The 15563-nt window shown below is 72.2% G+C and carries 12 protein-coding genes and 2 pseudogenes; all 14 read left to right on the top strand.

Annotated features, from left to right (window positions below; translation table 11 throughout):
• A pseudogene (locus MU407_RS09930) lies at positions 1-148 on the top strand (LLM class flavin-dependent oxidoreductase); the annotation flags it as partial.
• A gap of 155 nt (positions 149-303) precedes the next feature.
• Positions 304-1242, top strand: a pseudogene (locus MU407_RS14495) (relaxase/mobilization nuclease domain-containing protein); the annotation flags it as partial.
• A gap of 450 nt (positions 1243-1692) precedes the next feature.
• Positions 1693-2235 (top strand): hypothetical protein, encoded by a 543-nt coding sequence (locus MU407_RS14490; RefSeq protein ID WP_348648024.1) that lies wholly within the window; start codon positions 1693-1695, stop codon positions 2233-2235.
• A gap of 88 nt (positions 2236-2323) precedes the next feature.
• Positions 2324-2692 (top strand): metalloregulator ArsR/SmtB family transcription factor, encoded by a 369-nt coding sequence (locus tag MU407_RS09920; protein ID WP_094454062.1) that lies wholly within the window; start codon positions 2324-2326, stop codon positions 2690-2692.
• The gene (locus MU407_RS09915) at positions 2689-4653 is read left to right on the top strand and encodes a cation-translocating P-type ATPase (protein ID WP_102235657.1); all 1965 of its coding nucleotides are present in this window, start codon (positions 2689-2691) and stop codon (positions 4651-4653) included. The genes MU407_RS09920 and MU407_RS09915 overlap by 4 nt, the downstream gene beginning before the upstream one ends.
• A 12-nt stretch (positions 4654-4665) precedes the next feature.
• Positions 4666-4968 (top strand): hypothetical protein, encoded by a 303-nt coding sequence (locus tag MU407_RS09910; protein WP_007321360.1) that lies wholly within the window; start codon positions 4666-4668, stop codon positions 4966-4968.
• Positions 4969-5111: 143 nt separating this feature from the next.
• On the top strand, positions 5112-5936 hold the full coding sequence (locus MU407_RS09905) for an LLM class flavin-dependent oxidoreductase (RefSeq protein ID WP_246957054.1): 825 nt from the start codon (positions 5112-5114) through the stop codon (positions 5934-5936).
• Between the two features lie 202 nt (positions 5937-6138).
• Positions 6139-7155: a hypothetical protein gene (locus MU407_RS09900; protein ID WP_246957051.1), complete on the top strand. Its 1017-nt coding sequence runs from the start codon at positions 6139-6141 to the stop codon at positions 7153-7155.
• Positions 7146-8060, top strand: coding sequence for an S-layer homology domain-containing protein (locus tag MU407_RS09895; RefSeq protein WP_246957049.1), 915 nt, complete (start codon positions 7146-7148; stop codon positions 8058-8060). The genes MU407_RS09900 and MU407_RS09895 overlap by 10 nt, the downstream gene beginning before the upstream one ends.
• Before the next feature lie 65 nt (positions 8061-8125).
• Positions 8126-11662, top strand: a complete 3537-nt coding sequence (locus MU407_RS09890) for a S41 family peptidase (RefSeq protein ID WP_246957047.1) — start codon at positions 8126-8128, stop codon at positions 11660-11662.
• Positions 11663-11751: 89 nt separating this feature from the next.
• Positions 11752-12786: a universal stress protein gene (locus MU407_RS09885; protein ID WP_246957044.1), complete on the top strand. Its 1035-nt coding sequence runs from the start codon at positions 11752-11754 to the stop codon at positions 12784-12786.
• Positions 12787-12867: 81 nt separating this feature from the next.
• The gene (locus MU407_RS09880) at positions 12868-13581 is read left to right on the top strand and encodes a hypothetical protein (RefSeq protein ID WP_246957042.1); all 714 of its coding nucleotides are present in this window, start codon (positions 12868-12870) and stop codon (positions 13579-13581) included.
• Positions 13582-13673: 92 nt separating this feature from the next.
• Complete coding sequence (locus MU407_RS09875) at positions 13674-14282, top strand: copper chaperone PCu(A)C (protein ID WP_233190648.1); 609 nt, start codon at positions 13674-13676, stop codon at positions 14280-14282.
• Complete coding sequence (locus MU407_RS09870; RefSeq protein WP_246957039.1) at positions 14279-15481, top strand: Dyp-type peroxidase; 1203 nt, start codon at positions 14279-14281, stop codon at positions 15479-15481. The genes MU407_RS09875 and MU407_RS09870 overlap by 4 nt, the downstream gene beginning before the upstream one ends.
• The last annotated feature ends 82 nt before the right edge of the window (positions 15482-15563 follow it).

Below are 15563 nucleotides of genomic sequence, written 5' to 3'. Positions count from 1 at the left end.
GGAACTGGGCGTCAACGGCGCCTACTTCCGCGTCCACCACTTCGCGCAGCAGTCCGCCGCACCCATGCCGCTGCTCTCCGCGATCGCCGCCCGCACCGAGCGGATCGAAGTGGGCACGGGCGTGATCGACATGCGCTACAAGTACCCTGCTGGCCCTGACCGTACGGCTCCCAACACCAATGATGGTCATGGAGTCGATGAGCCCCAGGCGAATCGCGACGTGAGCATCGACGTGCGGTTCACGAAGGCGGAGCGCGAAGCGGTTCGGCGACGTGCTCGCAGGCTCGGTGTGAAGCCGAGCAAATGGGTACGCACGGTCATTCTCGACGCGCTGGACTCCCGCCGGGACGGTCTCGGGCATCTAGAGGTCGCGGCGGCCTCCACGCCGTCGCCGGAGCTGGGTCAGGCGGTCGAGCAGGTGCGCCGAATCGGGATCAACCTGAACCAGGCGGTGCGTCGCGGTGGTGCCCTCGACGACGATCTGCTGCGCGAGGTCATGGAATCGATGGATGCCGTGCGGGCACAGCTCGGGGATCGGACGGCGCTATGAGTACGGTCAACGTGAAGCCGTCGCGGTCCGCCAGCGACTCGGTCGGGTACGCGCTGTACGGCAACGACAAGGACAAGCGCACAGAGCACGTCCAGACCGGCACCGATCGTGCCGCAGCGATGTCGTGCTCGGTGGAGTCGCCGTGGGCCTTCGTCGCCCGCGCAGAGGCTCTGGCGAGGGCCCACGGGCGGAAGAACGAGCTGTACTCGTACACGCAGAATTTCTCGCCGGACGAGTTCGGCAAGAACGACCGGGGGCACGTGCAGCGGGTCAATGAGCTGGGCGTGAAGCTCGCGGAGCGGATGCACTCGGCCGATCACCTCGTGGTCACCCGCGCCGACTCGGCCGGCGGGCACCTGCACAACCACATCTACGTCATCAACCACGACAACCTCACCGGGAAGTCGCTGCAGCGGAACACGTCGTGGAAGAACGGCCTGCGCCAGGCCAACGACGAACTGATGCAAGACGAGGGGTGCCAGGTCCTCCCGTCGCCGGAGCAAGCAAAGCCGGACTGGTCGCAGCGCCAGGAGGACTTCGCGTCAGTCGGATTCGAGCGCATCCTCGGGGACAAGGTCGCCGCCTCGCTGCGGGACAAGCGGTCAGTGGACAGGGCGGGATTCACCGAGGTACTCGACGAGCATGGCGTCGCCCTCGCAGAGACCCAGCGTGACGGCTGGACGTACAAGATGCGCCGGGCCGACAACGGCAAGCTCGGCCGGAAGAAAGCATCCGGGCTGACGCCCGAGTTCACCGCCGAGGGCGCACAGCAAATCTTCGAGTTCCACGAGAACAACCGACCGAAGGAGCAGAGCAATGAGCATTCTCGACGAAATAACGAGCAGCAGGAGACCGAGCCGAGCTCGACGGCGTCGAATCTGTCGGAGCCTACGAACGCCGACGTCATCGCAGCGGTCAACAGGCAGACGAAGGCCGTGAACGGACTGAAGTCGTATCTGCGGATCGCGATCGAGGAAACCGTCAAGGAGGAGCTGAAGGGCCTGCCGTCGACCTTGCAGCCGTCCGTCAACAAGTCGCCGCAGATCGAGAGCGTCGAGAGCAGACTGAGCGAGATCGAGAGCACGCTCAGAGAGTTCGCGCAGAGTCTCGACGGGAAGCAGCTGCAGAGCGCCTCGCAGAGCTTGATCGCCGAAGCGCAAATGAATCGAGCAGCTACGGCCTCGGCGGCTGAGAAGCTCCAGTCCCTGGCCGAGGACAACCAGAAGCTCGTGAGCCAGGTCGGCGGTGCCGTGCAGCGGATCGAGAAGCGCACCGAGGAGCGGGTCGAGAAGGCGGTCGAGCAGGTCGCCGGGGAGGCCTCGGCCACGATGACGGCGAACATCGACGCGTCGAACGAGCGCGCCGAGCGGATCATCGCCGCCACGGCGACGCTGGGGGCCCGTCAGCTCTGGTCGGTCGCCGCAGCGATGCGCCTCGCCCTCCTGCCGGTGGTCGTGGTCGTCGCCGGGCTCTGGATGGGCATCGCCGGGCTCATCACGGGCGCTCAGTGGGCGGTGGACGTGGACGGGAGCGTGTGGCTCGGGATCGGGCGCTGGCTCGCGGTCGGCGCTGGCCTCGCCGGGGCCGGTTACGCCCTCTTCGCGTCCGTGCGTTGGGTCGCCGGCTTGGTGGAGACGTGGAAGGGCCGCGGGATGCCGACGTGGCCGAGCTGGCGCAAGAGGTGACCGCGATTCCCGAGGGCAAGCGCGCGGAGCGCGTGCGGCAGCCCCTGCATCTGGACGATTGGTCAGCGTGCACTGTATAGTTCAGTGCATGCTGACTATTGCTTCGCGCCTCGACGTCATGAACCGGCTTGGCCGGGCCATGGCCGACCCGACGCGCTCCAAGATCCTGATGTCCCTGCTCGACGGCCCGAGCCACCCTGCCGTGCTGTCGCGCGAGTTGGGGCTGACGCGCTCGAACGTGTCCAACCACCTGACGTGCCTGCGCGACTGCGGGATCGTGGTCGCCGAGCCCGAGGGCCGCCAGACCCGCTACGAGATCGCCGACCCGCACCTGGCCGGGGCGCTGACGGCGCTGGTGGACGTCACGCTCGCGGTGGACGAGAGCGCGCCGTGCATCGACCCGCACTGTTCGGTGCCCGGCTGCTGCGCCGCGACCGGTTCAGGGGACGCCTCGTGAGCGCCGCCTGCGGCTGCGACGAGCCGACCACCAGTGCCGCCGAAGAGGCCGAGGAGGCCGAGCGCCCGTGGTGGCGCGATCCGGGTCTGGTGGTGCCGATCCTCTCCGGCGTCGCGTTCGGCACCGGCCTGGTGCTGGAGTGGTCGGAACTGCACGTCGCGGCGCTGGTCGCGTTCTGGGCGGGCCTGCTGCTGGGCGCGTACACGTTCGTGCCCGGCGCTCTGCGGAACCTGTTCGTCAAGCGGAAGCTGGGGATCGCGCTGCTGATGACGATCAGCGCCGTCGGCGCGGTCATCCTCGGCTACGTCGAAGAGGCCGCCGCACTGGCGTTCCTCTACTCGATCGCCGAGGCCCTGGAGGACAAGGCGATGGACCGCGCCCGCGGGGGCCTGCGCGCGCTGCTGAAGCTTGTGCCGGAGACCGCGACCGTGCTGCGCGACGATGCCTCGGTCGAAGTCCCGGCCAAGGAGATCGCCGTCGGCGACGTGCTGCTGGTCCGCCCCGGCGAGCGGGTCGCGACCGACGGGACTGTCCGGTCCGGTCGCTCCAGCTTGGACACCTCGGCGATCACCGGCGAGTCGATCCCGGTCGAGGTCGCCCCCGATGATGCAGTGTCGGCGGGCGCGATCAACACCGCCGGGGTCCTGGAGGTCGAGGCGACCGCGGCGGGCACCGACAACTCGCTGACCACCATCGTGGAGCTGGTCGAGCAGGCCCAGACCGAGAAGGGCGACCGGGCCCGCATCGCCGACCGGATCGCCCGTCCGCTGGTGCCCGGCGTGATGGTCCTCGCCGTCCTGGTCGGCGTGCTCGGCTCGCTGCTCGGCGACCCGGAGACCTGGATCACCCGCGCCCTGGTCGTGCTCGTCGCGGCCAGCCCGTGCGCGCTGGCGATCGCGGTGCCCGTCACGGTGGTGTCCGCGATCGGGGCTGCGACGAAGTTCGGCGTCGTCATCAAGAGCGGTGCCGCCTTCGAGCGCCTCGGCGGCATCCGCCACCTCGCCGTGGACAAGACCGGCACCCTGACCCGCAACCGGCCCGAGGTAACCGCCGTCGTCGCCGCCGACTGCTTCGACGACGCGCAGGTGCTCGCCTGGGCCGCGGCGGTGGAGCAGCACTCGACGCACCCTCTCGCCGCCGCCATCGCCACCGCGGGCCAGGGAGCCCCCGCCGCGCAAGAGGTGACGGAGGAGGCCGGCCACGGCATCGGCGGCACCGTCGACGGCCTCCGGGTGAGCGTGGGCAGCCCCCGCTGGATCGACGCCGGACCGCTCAAGGCCCGGGTCGAGGACCTGGAGGCCGAGGGCCAGACCTGCGTGCTCGTCACCGTCAACGGCCGCCTGGCCGGGGCGATCGGGGTCCGCGACGAGCTGCGCCCCGAGGTCCCCGACGTCGTGCGCACGCTGAAGAGCCAGGGCGTCGAGGTGAGCATGCTCACCGGAGACAACGCCCGCACCGCCCACGCCCTGGCGCAGATCGCCGGGATCGGCGACGTGCACGCCGAGCTGCGGCCGGAGGGCAAGGCCCGCATCGTGGCCCAGCTCTCCGAGCAGTCACCCACCGCGATGATCGGCGACGGCATCAACGACGCCCCCGCCCTGGCCGGTGCGACCGTGGGCATCGCGATGGGCGCGACCGGCTCCGACGCCGCGATAGAGTCCGCCGACGTCGCCTTCACCGGACACGACCTCGGCCTGATCCCGCAGGCGCTGCGGCACGCCCGCCGCGGCCGGGCGATCATGAACCAGAACATCGTGTTGTCCCTGGCGATCATCACCGTGCTGCTGCCGCTGGCCATCACCGGCGTGCTCGGCCTGGCCGCAGTCGTGCTCGTCCACGAGGTCGCCGAGGTCGTCGTCATCGCCAACGGGCTGCGCGCCGCGCGTGCCCGCAAGAGCCAAGCGGCGGCCGCGTCGCCTGAGACGGCGTCACCGGCCGCGGTCCGCGCGGACAGAGCCTGAGAGGAGTGGATCATGGAGATCACGTTGCAGTACTTCGACGGGTGCCCGAACTGGGAGGTGCTCGACCGGCGGCTCACCGAGGCCCTCGACGGCCGATCGGACGTCCGCGTCGTGCATCAGCGAGTCGAGACTGCCGAGGACGCCGCCCGCCTCGGGTTCCACGGGTCCCCGACCGTCCTCATTGACGGTTCCGACCCCTTCGCCGACGAGCACACGCCGGTGGGGCTCGCCTGTCGAGTGTTCCGCACTCCTGCCGGGCTGGCTGGTTCGCCCACCGTCGATCAGCTGCGCGAAGTACTTGATGCGCCTCTATGAGGGTGGAGCACCGCCGGGTTGCGCGATCATCGCACCGACGCTCAGCGCAGGAAGAGCCGCCTTCATCGAAAACCAGCCAGGATTGCCGTCAGCGTTGTGCTGTAAAGCGCGCCGACGCTGACAACGGGTGCTACAACCCGGGCATGCGCTACGAGAACCCTCTTCACCTAGCCGAAGAGGCCGCGGCGCTGGACCTCATCGCGGACGGCCGCGTGGCCCTCGGCGTCTCACGGGGCAGTCCTGAACCGGCCGACCGCGGCTGGGAGGCCTTCGGCTACACCGGCTCGACCGACCCTCGAGGCGCGGACATCGCGCGCGAGAAGTTCGACGTGTTCCTCCAGGCCATCCGCGGCGCGGGCATGGCCCGCGCCGCCGAGCGGCCCTACGGCGCACCCGTCACCCCCGGGCAGGGCCTGCGCATCGAACCGCACAGCGAGGACCTGGCCCATCGGATCTGGTGGGGTGCGGGCTCTCGCGACACCGCGGAGTGGACGGGCCGACAGGGCCTGAACCTCATGAGCTCGACCCTGCTCACCGAGGCGACCGGCGCGAGCCTGGGGGACCTGCAGGCCGAGCAGATCGAGCGCTACCGCGCCGCGTTCCGCGCGGCCGGGCACACCCATGCCCCGCGCGTCTCCATCTCCCGCAGCGTCTTCCCGATCGTCACCGACCGGGATCGGTATCTGTTCGGCCTACGCCCCGGTGAGGAACGGGACCAGATCGGGGTGATCGACGGGCACCGCTCGACCTTTGGCCGCACCTACACCGCAGAGCCCGACAAGCTCATCACCCAGCTACAGGCCGACGCCGCCGTGATGAGCGCGGACACCCTCATGCTCACCATCCCCTCGCAGGCCGGCGTGGAGCTGAACCTCCACATCCTTGAGGCGTTCGCCGAGCACGTCGCCCCCGCCTTGGGCTGGCAATCCAACCGGGAAGGCCCCGTCCAGGGCGACCCCGTCACCTGAGCCGCCACTAGCGCTGCCGGACCACCGCGCTGCCGACCCGCCGGGGCCGAGCTGCCGAGCCTGTGCACTGCCGACCCGCCGGGGTCGTCACAGATCACGGACACCGAATCACCGCGGCCCTGGCCGCCCCGTCGGCCCCTCCCCTATCCTGAACGGCGGGGCGCCGGCGGGAGCGCCTATGCGCGCCACAGGGGAGGTTCCGATGCCATCGCCGCAGTTCGCCGCCCCGGCCGGGGCGCCCGCGGCACCCATGGCACCGCAGGCCCCCACGGCACCGCTGACGCCCAGCGCACCGCTGGCGCCTGCTGCGCCGCACGATCCCCATCGGCCCGGGACCGAGGCTTCCCGCGCCCTGCTGGGTCCTGCCCCCTCCGCGCGCCCGCTCGTGCTGTGGGGCTCGAGCTCCATGAGCTCCGAGGGCGGCGCCGAAGACACCCCCGTCGCGATCCGCATCCATGAGCACCTCGCCCTCGCGGCGGCGCCCGCGCCCGTGCATGCCTTCGGTGTGAGCGCCACCCGGTCGGAGCACACCCTGCTCATGCGGGGTCTCACCACGCCGCAGATCCACGTGCTCAGCACCGCCGATGCGCGCAGCGGCGCGGTCGAGGTGCAGCTCGACCCCGCCCTTGCCCCCGCCGGTCTGCTGCGGATCCCCGGGCAGGTGGGCGAGGTGTCCGGCGTGCTCGATGGCAGCTCCGGCTCCTGGTCCTTCATCCCCGAGGACCCTGCCCAGCAGGTCACGGATGGCATCTTCCGTTCCGCTCTGGCCGCGACGGCCGAGGGGGCGCGGCAGGTGCTGTGGATGGGCAAGAACAACATCGTGCAGGTGGATGCGGTGCTCGAGCACACCCAGCGCATGTGGGATGCGACCGCCGATCCGGCACAGGACACGCTGGTGCTGGGCCAGTGGCCCACCCCGTTCGACCCGCGCGGCTCCGAGACGGCGGAGGCCCTCGAGGCGGTCAACGCGGAGCAGGCCGAGCGCTACGGGGAGCATTTCGTGGACATCGCAGGGCTGCTGACCAGCGAGGCCGGGCTCACCTGCCCGCCGCTGCGACACCTGCCACTGCTGGAGCAGGGCAGCACCCAGGACGATCTGGCCCAGAACGTGGTTCCGCAGGGGCTGCGAGCCACCGATGACATCCACCTCAACGGCTGGGGGAACCTCGCGGTGAGCTGGGCGATCGTGCAGCGAATGCGGGAGCTGCGATGGCTGTGAAGCGCCCCGTCCCGCCCCGTCTGCGCACCGGCCGTCCCGGCGCGCGGCCCATTGCGGAGCCGTCGGCCGCCACGGAGCCGACAGCCGTTGCGGCGTCTGCCGCTGCGCCCGCTTCGTCGAGTCCGACTCGGTCGACTGCCCTCCCGTCGGCCCCGACACCGGTTGCACCGACCCCGTCGGCCCCGATCCCCACGGAACCGACCCCGTCGGCACCAGCCCGTTCCCGGGCGCCGCGCCGCGCGGTCCTCGCCGGGGCCGGTCTTGCCGCCCTCGCCCTGCCCGCGGCCGGTGCCGTGCTACTTCCTCGCCGCACTCATGAGCCCCCTACCGTCTCTGATGCTGCCGACGCGGCCCCTACCCCCAGCGGCCCCTTCGCGGATGTGCCGGCAGATCATCCCCAGGCCGCAGCGATCAGCTGGGCGCATGAGACCGGTGTGCTACCGGCACCCTCCGACACCGCCTTCGCACCCGATGACGTGGTGCAGCGCGGAGAGCTCGCACGGGCGCTGCACCGCTTCGCCGGCGCCCCCGCCGTCCCCGAAACGCTGCCCGCGGTGCCGCTGACCGACCTCGGCGAGGACACGGAGCTGCAGACCGCGGCGCTGTGGCTGCACGGCCGGGGTGCCCTGTGGGGCGATGCGAGCCTGGGCGTGCACCCCACCGAACCCGCCACGCGGGATCTGACCACCCGCATGCTCACCGCTCTGCTGCGGCCGGCCCTGCGCGGCGTGGGCGCCACCTGGGAGGCCGCCGACGACCTCGCCTGGCTGCAGGCCGCCGGGATGCTCAGCGCCTGGCCGATCGGCGGATCCGGCAGCGCCGACGCCGATGAGCCGATCACTCGCGCCGAACTCGCGAGCGCCCTGCACCAGAGCGATCAGGTCATCGCCCAGGCCCTCGGCTGAGCGGCTGCGGGCTGCCTGCCAAAAACCCGTGCCGTCCGTCGGCGGTGCTCGATAGGCTCGCCCCCATGTCGATGACGCCACCCCTGAGCTCTCCCGCCCGCACCACCGCGCCGTCCCACGCCGGGTATCTGCGCCACCCCGATGTCCACGGGGACCTCATCACCTTCACCGCCGCCGATGATGTCTGGCTCGCCCCGCTCGAGGGCGGCCGCGCGTGGCGACTCACCGATGAGCGCGCCCCCGTCGCGTTCCCGCGCTTCTCCCCCGATGGCGCCCACGTCGCCTACACCTCCCGCACCTCCGGCGGGCCCGAGGTGTGGGTCAGCGACGTTGAGGGCGAGAGCGCCCCGCGCCGCCTGACCACGTGGGGGCGCAATGACACGAAGGTCGCCGGCTGGCTGCCCGATGGCCGCATCCTCGTCTCCACCAGCCACGGCGCCCCGCTGGCCCGAGACGCCCAGCTGTGGGCGATTGGCCTGGACGGCACCGCGGAGCTGCTGCCGCTCGGCCGCTCGTGCGAGGCCGCGATCCACCCCTCAGGCACCACGGTCGTCGCCACCCCGTGGCGGCGCGAGCAGGCGTCCTGGAAGCACTACCACGGCGGCACCGCCGTGAAGCTGTGGATCAGTCGGCAGGATGTGCCGCTGGATGCCCCCGCAGCGCAGCACGCCGAGCGGCCCTGGGAGAAACTCCTCGATGAGGTGCTGTCCTCGAAGCTGCGGATCGCCTGGTACGGGGACCGTCTGCTGTTCGCCTCCGACACCCCAGGCCCCGACGCTGCGCTCACCGACCGGGCGAGCGCGAACCTGTGGTCCGTCGCCCTGGACGGCAGCGACCTGCGCCGCCACACCGCGATCGACATCGCGGACGGCTATCTGCGCGAACCCGCGACCGACGGCACGAGCATCGTGTTCACCTCCCGCGGGCGCCTGTTCGCCATGGACTCCCTGGATGCCGAGCCGCGGGAGGTGCCGCTGCGCCTGGCCGGCGTGGCAGCCGCGCGCCGCCCCCGCCCCGTCTCGCCGAGCAAGAACCTGCTGGCCATGCGGCCGCTGCATGATGCGCGGGCGAGCGTCGTGGAGTGGCGCGGCAGCGCGCACGTGCTCACTCATCGGGGCGGCCCCGCCCGGCTGCTCGCCGGGGAGAGCGGGCTGCGGATGCGGGAGGTGCGGCCGATGGGGCGCAGTGACTTCGCGCTGTATGTCTCCGATGAGCAGGCCCAGACCGACCGCACCGACGGCGGTGTGGGCTCGGACGTCCTCGCGCTCGCGCGGCTGGACGGCAGCGGCGAGCCCGTCATCCTCGAGCTCGGGGACGTAGGCCGAATCCTGCACGCGATCCCCGCTCCCGACGGCTCGCGCGTCGCGCTCTCGACGCATGACAACCGGGTGCTCCTGGTGACCCTCGAGGGACTCACCGACCCGGCAGGCAGCGGGGACAGCGCGAACAGCGCCGCAGAGAGCACGAGCAGTGCCGCGGAGCAGGAGAGCCCCGCCACCCCGCGCCTGCGGGACGTCAAGGAGATCGGGCGCTCTGACGGCGGCGAGATCCGCCACCTCGCCTGGTCCCCGGACAGCCGCTACCTCGTGTTCTCCCAGCCCTCGTCCTACCCGCTGGCCCGCCTCATGCTCAGCGACACCCGCGCCGCGGACCCCACCGCGGTCGCGCTGACCAGCGGCCGGTACCAGGACTCCGCCCCGGAGTTCAGCGCCGACGGGAAGCATCTGGCGCTGCTGAGCCTGCGCACCTTCGACACCGTGTACGACGACATGGTGTTCGACCTCGGCTTCGTCAACGCCGAGCGCCCCTTCCTCATCCCGCTCGAGGCCAGCACCCCCGATCCCTTCGGCCCGCATCCGGATGGCTGGGGCGGCAGCGCCGCAAACACCCCGCAGGAGGAGAAAAAGGCTGCCGAGGACGCCGCGCAGGGCGCTGCCGGCACGAAGGGCGCCGACCCGTCGGCCCCCTCCCAGCAGCCGGCCACCGCGCAGTCCGTCACCGGGGCCGACGCCGCAGCGACCCCGCCGGCCACCGTCATCGACCTCGAACAGATCGAGTCGCGCCTGGTGCCCTTCCCTGTCGTCTCCGGCTCCTACTCGCACCTCACCGCGGTGAGCGGCGGTTTCGTGTGGCTGCGGCATCCGGCCTCCACCGTGCTAGGCACCACCCGCGCCGGGGTGGAGGGCGAGGCGCCCGGGCCGACGCTCGAGCACTGGTCGCTCGCGGATCGCAAGCTCACGGTCCTCGCCGAGAATGTCACCGACCTCGCCGCCTCCGGGGATGGGCAGACCCTCGTCATCGCCCAGGGGGAGAAGCGGATCCAGATCCCAGCCGCCCGCAAGGTCGAGGACGAGGACCCCGCCCGCATCGAGATCGACACCGCGCGGCTGCGCCTGACCGTGGACCCGGTCGCGGAGCGACGCGGGATGCTGTGGGACAACTACCGCATCATGGCCCAGCAGTTCTGGCGCGCCGATATGGACGGGCAGGACTGGCATGCCATGACCGCGAAGTACGACCCGGTGCTCGAGCGCGTGGTCACGGCCGATGACTTCCAGGACCTGATGTGGGAGGTCCAGGGCGAGCTGGGCACCTCCCACGCCTACGTCAGCGGCCCCGCGTATGAGGCCGATCCGCCGATGCTCCCCGGGCACCTGGGCGCGGATTTCGCGCTCGTCGATGGCCGCTGGGTGATCACCCGGGTGCTGCCTGGCGACTCCTCCGATCCCGCGGCCCGCTCCCCGCTGCTCGCGCCCGGTGTGGGCGCCCGCGAAGGTGATGTGCTGGTGCGCGTGGACGGCCGGGAGGTCGGGCAGCAGGGGCCCTTCGCGGCGCTCATCGGCACCGCCGACAAGCCCACCGAGCTGGTGCTCGAACGCGACGGCGAGCAGCGTCGCGTGGCGGTGGTGCCGCTCGCGAGCGACGCCCAGCTGCGCTACCAGGCCTGGGTGGCCTCGCGCCGCGAGCGCGTCGCGGAGCTCTCCGGCGGGCGTCTGGGCTACCTGCACATCCCGGACATGGTCTCCTCCGGCTGGGCGCAGATGCACCGCGACCTGCGCGAAGCCGCGACGAAGGAGGGCATCGTCGTGGACGTGCGCTACAACGGCGGCGGCCACACCTCGCAGCTGGTCACCGACCGGCTGGCCCGTCGGGTCCGGTCCTGGGGCTACGCCCGCCACGAGCAGCCGGACACCTACCCCGCCAATGCGCCGCGCGGACCCGTCGTGCTGGTCACCAACCAGGAGGCGGGGTCCGATGGTGACATCGTGAACGCCGTCTCCCGGGCGATGCAGATCGGCCCGATCATCGGCACCCGCACGTGGGGCGGTGTGATCGGCATCGACGGCCGCTACGACCTGGTGGACGGCACCGGGGTCACCCAGCCGAAGTACGCCGCCTGGTTCGAGGGTGAGGAGTGGGCGATCGAGAACTACGGCGTCGAGCCGGACATCGAGGTGCCCTTCCCACCCAATGCCTGGGGGGCGGGGGCCGATCCGCAACTCGAGCGCGGTGTCACCGAGGCGCTGGCCCTGCTCGAGGAGCATCCCGCGGCCGTGGCCCCGCCGCTGCCGGCCCCGCGCTTCAGCGCGCAGGATTCCTGAGCGGCACGGGGACTTCCGCCGCATCCTCCCTGCCCACACCGCGATACGGTGAGGGCAGGGCGGCGAACCAGCCGGTCCACCCCGGGGCGATGACGCCGCCGCAGCGCCCCGATATCTCCCAGGAGGTCGTGATGCACGACGTCGAGCACACTTCTCCCACCCCTGATCTGGCCAGCCGCCCACTCGGCGTGCTGGTGGGCTACGACGGGTCCGACCAAGCGATGAAGGCGCTGGTCTATGCTGCCCGCGCCGCCCGCCGCGCTGACTGCCCGCTGACCGTGGCCACCGCCTTCACCGTGCCCGCCTCTGCGCAGCCGAACCTCGGCTCGCTCGCGGCGGCGACCTCGGAGACCCAGCAGCGCGAAGCGATCGCGAAGGCGCTGCTGCAGGAGGCGCTCGGGCACCTGGAGGACTTTGACGGGCAGGTCCTCACCCGCCTCGAGGTGGGCGATGCCGCCGGGGCGATGGTGCGCCTGTCCTCGCAGGCCCGCCTGGCCGTGGTCGGTGCCCGCGGGCGCGGCGGTTTCGTCGGGCGCCTGCTGGGTTCCGTCTCCTCGGCCCTGCCCGCCCACGCACACTGCCCCACCGTGGTGGTGCCGCGCGACTACGACATCGGCGAGGGCGAGGCCCGCTTCGCGCCTGTCGAGTCCGAGGCGCCCGTTGTGGTGGGCGTGGACCGTTCCGAGCGCAGCGAGATCGCTCTGCAGATCGCGGCGCTGGCCGCGGCGGCGCGCCAGACCACCCTGCACATGCTGGTGGTGATGCCGCCGCCGGAGAACTGGGGCGGCTGGTACGCCTCCCTCATGCCGGGCACGGATGTCATCGAGCAGGAGCGCAAGGAGCTGGAGAAGGAGGTCGCGGCCGATGCCGCGGCGGTCTCCGCCCAGCATGACGGCCTGCCGGTCACCAGCGAGGTGCTGGTCTCCGATGCGGCCAGCGAGCTGATCGCCCGCTCCGGCCGCGCGCAGCTGACCGTGGTGGGCACCCGCGGCCACGGCCGTATGGCCTCCGCACTGCTGGGTTCGGTCTCCCGCACCCTGCTCATGCACGCCGAAGGACCGGTGCTGGTGGTGCCGGATCTGGATCCGGTGCGCAATGCGGTGAACCCCCGCCACCCACGCTGATGCACCACAGCTGAGGAGGCTCGCATCACCGCGGCCCTTCTGCAGCGGACACGGCGGGCGGGGACGGGGCATGATGGGATCATGTCCGCCCCGCCCGCCCCTGCCGCTGCGCCACGTCTGCTGCGCGGTGTGCTCGCGGCGAGCCTCGCCACGGCGGTGGCGCTGGCCGGGCACCTCGCGGCCGGGGCGGCGAGCCCATCGGCCGTGGGAATCCTGGTGCCCTGGTGGCTGTCGGTCACGGTGTGCACCGTCCTCGCCGGGCGCCGCCCCTCCCTCCCCCGCACCAGTGTGGCCGTGCTGGCCAGCCAGGCACTGTTCCACGCCCTGTTCACGCTGGGCACCCCGCAGGCCAGCGGGGCGGTGCTGCGCGATCCGCCCGGCTCGCATCTCGGGCACGGCGGGCACGGTGGTGTCGCACATGCGGGACTGCATGGCGCGACGGAGCTCGGCGGGCATGCGGCGCACGCAGGACACCTCGGGCATGCGGGCCACCTCGGGCTTGTAGGTCATGACGGCCCCGCGATGCTGCTCGGGCACCTCGTGGCGGCGCTCGTGACCGCGCTGCTGCTGCACCGCGGCGAGATGCTGGCCCGCAGCTCGGTGACGCTGCTGGCGACGTTGCTGACGGCCCTCACGGCGCTCGGCCGCGCGGGTGAGGCTCTCGTGCTGCCGGTGCTGGTGCCGACGGTGCCCCGTCGGCCCCTGGATCCCACCTTCCCGCTGCCCCGCCTGCGCCGTGCGGCGCTCACCCCGCAGCCGCATCGCGGACCCCCGCTGGTCCCGGCCGTCGCCTGAGCCCACCTGGGCGGCGTCGGCCCCTCACATCCCCACACCGCCCCGGCGACCTGCCCGGGCGGCCCTCCCCGATGCTGAGCGAAGGACCTGATATGCGCATCTCCCTGACCCGCCGTGCGGCGCTGCTGACCGCCCTCTCCCTGCCCCTGGCCGCCTGCGGCGGCTCCGACCCCGCGCCCGCCACGGACGATGGCGCCTCCGATGGCGGCGCCGATGCCGGCGCGCTGACCACCACGGACATGTGGATCAAGGCTGCCGAGGAGGGGATGACCGCCGGCTTCGGCGTCATCACCAACGGCACCGACCAGGACCTGGTCCTCGTGGGTGCCCGCACCGATGCCGCCTCTGAAGTGCAGCTGCATGAGACCGCCGAGGACGGCTCCGGCGGCATGAGCATGAAGGAGGTCGAGGGCGGTCTCGACCTGCCCGCCGGCGGCGAACTGCTGCTCGAGCCCGGCGGCCACCACCTCATGCTCATGGGAATCCCGGAGCCGCTGCAGCCGGGCGATGCCGTCGAGATCACCCTCGAGTTCGAGGACGGCACCGAGCTGGCCTTCACCGCCGACGTGAAGGACTTCGCGGGCGCCCAGGAGAACTACGCCCCCGGCGAAGAGCCCGACGGACACAACGAGCACGACGGACACGACGGGCACGACGAGCACGAGGGGCATGGCGCCTCCGATGGCGGGGACGACTCATGACTTCGCAGCCACAGCCGGGCCGGCGCCGCGTCCTGCTGGGCGGGGCCGCCAGCGCCGGCGCGCTCGGCGTGGGCGCAGCGGCCGTCGGCCTGGATCGCAGCCTGCTGCGCGAGGAGCCCACCGCCCCGGCCCCCGACCCCGCGCCCTACGGCGCACACGTGGTGCCCTTCCACGGGGAGCATCAGGCGGGGGTGGAGACCCCCGCCCCGGCGAGCGCGGCCTTCCTGGGCCTGGATCTCGCCCCCGGCGTGGACCGCGAGGGCATCATCCGTCTGCTGCGGATCCTTACCGATGACGCCGAGCGCCTCACCCAGGGGCGCGGCGCGCTCGCGGACACCGAACCAGAGATGGCGAGCGAGCCCGCATCGCTCACGATCACCGTCGGCTTCGGCCCCGGGTTCCTGGAGCGCGCGGACCGCACCTCGCCGCAGTGGCTCGCCCCGCTGCCGGATTACGCGATCGACGAGCTCGAAGAGCCGTGGACCGGCGGGGAGCTGCTGCTGCAGGTCGCCGCGGAGGATCCGCTGACCGTGGCGCACGCGACGCGGATGCTGCTGAAGGACGCCCGCACGTTCACTCGCACCCGCTGGATCCAGCGGGGTTTCCGCCGCTCCCCCGGCGTGCAGCGCCCCGGCACGACGATGCGCAACCTCTTCGGGCAGCTCGACGGGTCGGCGAACCCGCAGCTGGGCACCAATCACTTCGCGACCGTGGTGTGGATTCCCGACGGGCCCTTCGCGGGCGGCACCTCGATGGTGCTGCGGCGCATCCGCATGGACCTCGACGGCTGGGATCTGGCCGACCGCGCTGCCCGCGAGCATGCCGTGGGCACGCGGCTGGACACCGGGGCGCCGCTCACCGGCGGGGCCGAGGGCGATCAGCCGGACTTCGAGGCGCTCGGCCCGCACGGCTTCCCGCAGATCGCGGAGTTCGCGCACCTGCGGCGGGCCCGCGGCGTCGATGACGGCGTGCACCAGGAGATCTACCGCCGGCCCTACAACTATGAGGACGGCGGGGAATCGGGGCTGCTGTTCGCCTCCTACCAGGCGGATCTGGCCGCGCAGTACCTGCCGATGCAGCAGCGCCTGGCGGACCTGGACCTGCTGAACGAGTGGACCACACCTGTGGGCTCGGCCGTCTTCGCGATCCCGCCCGGCTGCGCCGAGGGCGAGTACCTGGGGCAGTCCGTGCTCGGGTGAGGCTGGCTTTTTGCCCGCGTCCGCCCGCTCCCAGGCCTGGCCCAGCCCCACCCTCTCCAGCAATCGCCACCACCTACCCCGG

Source organism: Brachybacterium sp. Marseille-Q7125 (genome assembly GCF_023062615.1).
In the GTDB taxonomy this organism is placed as follows: Bacteria; Actinomycetota; Actinomycetes; order Actinomycetales; family Dermabacteraceae; genus Brachybacterium.
Note: the sequence above shows the minus strand (reverse complement) of the source record. Positions and strands in the feature narration are given on the sequence as shown.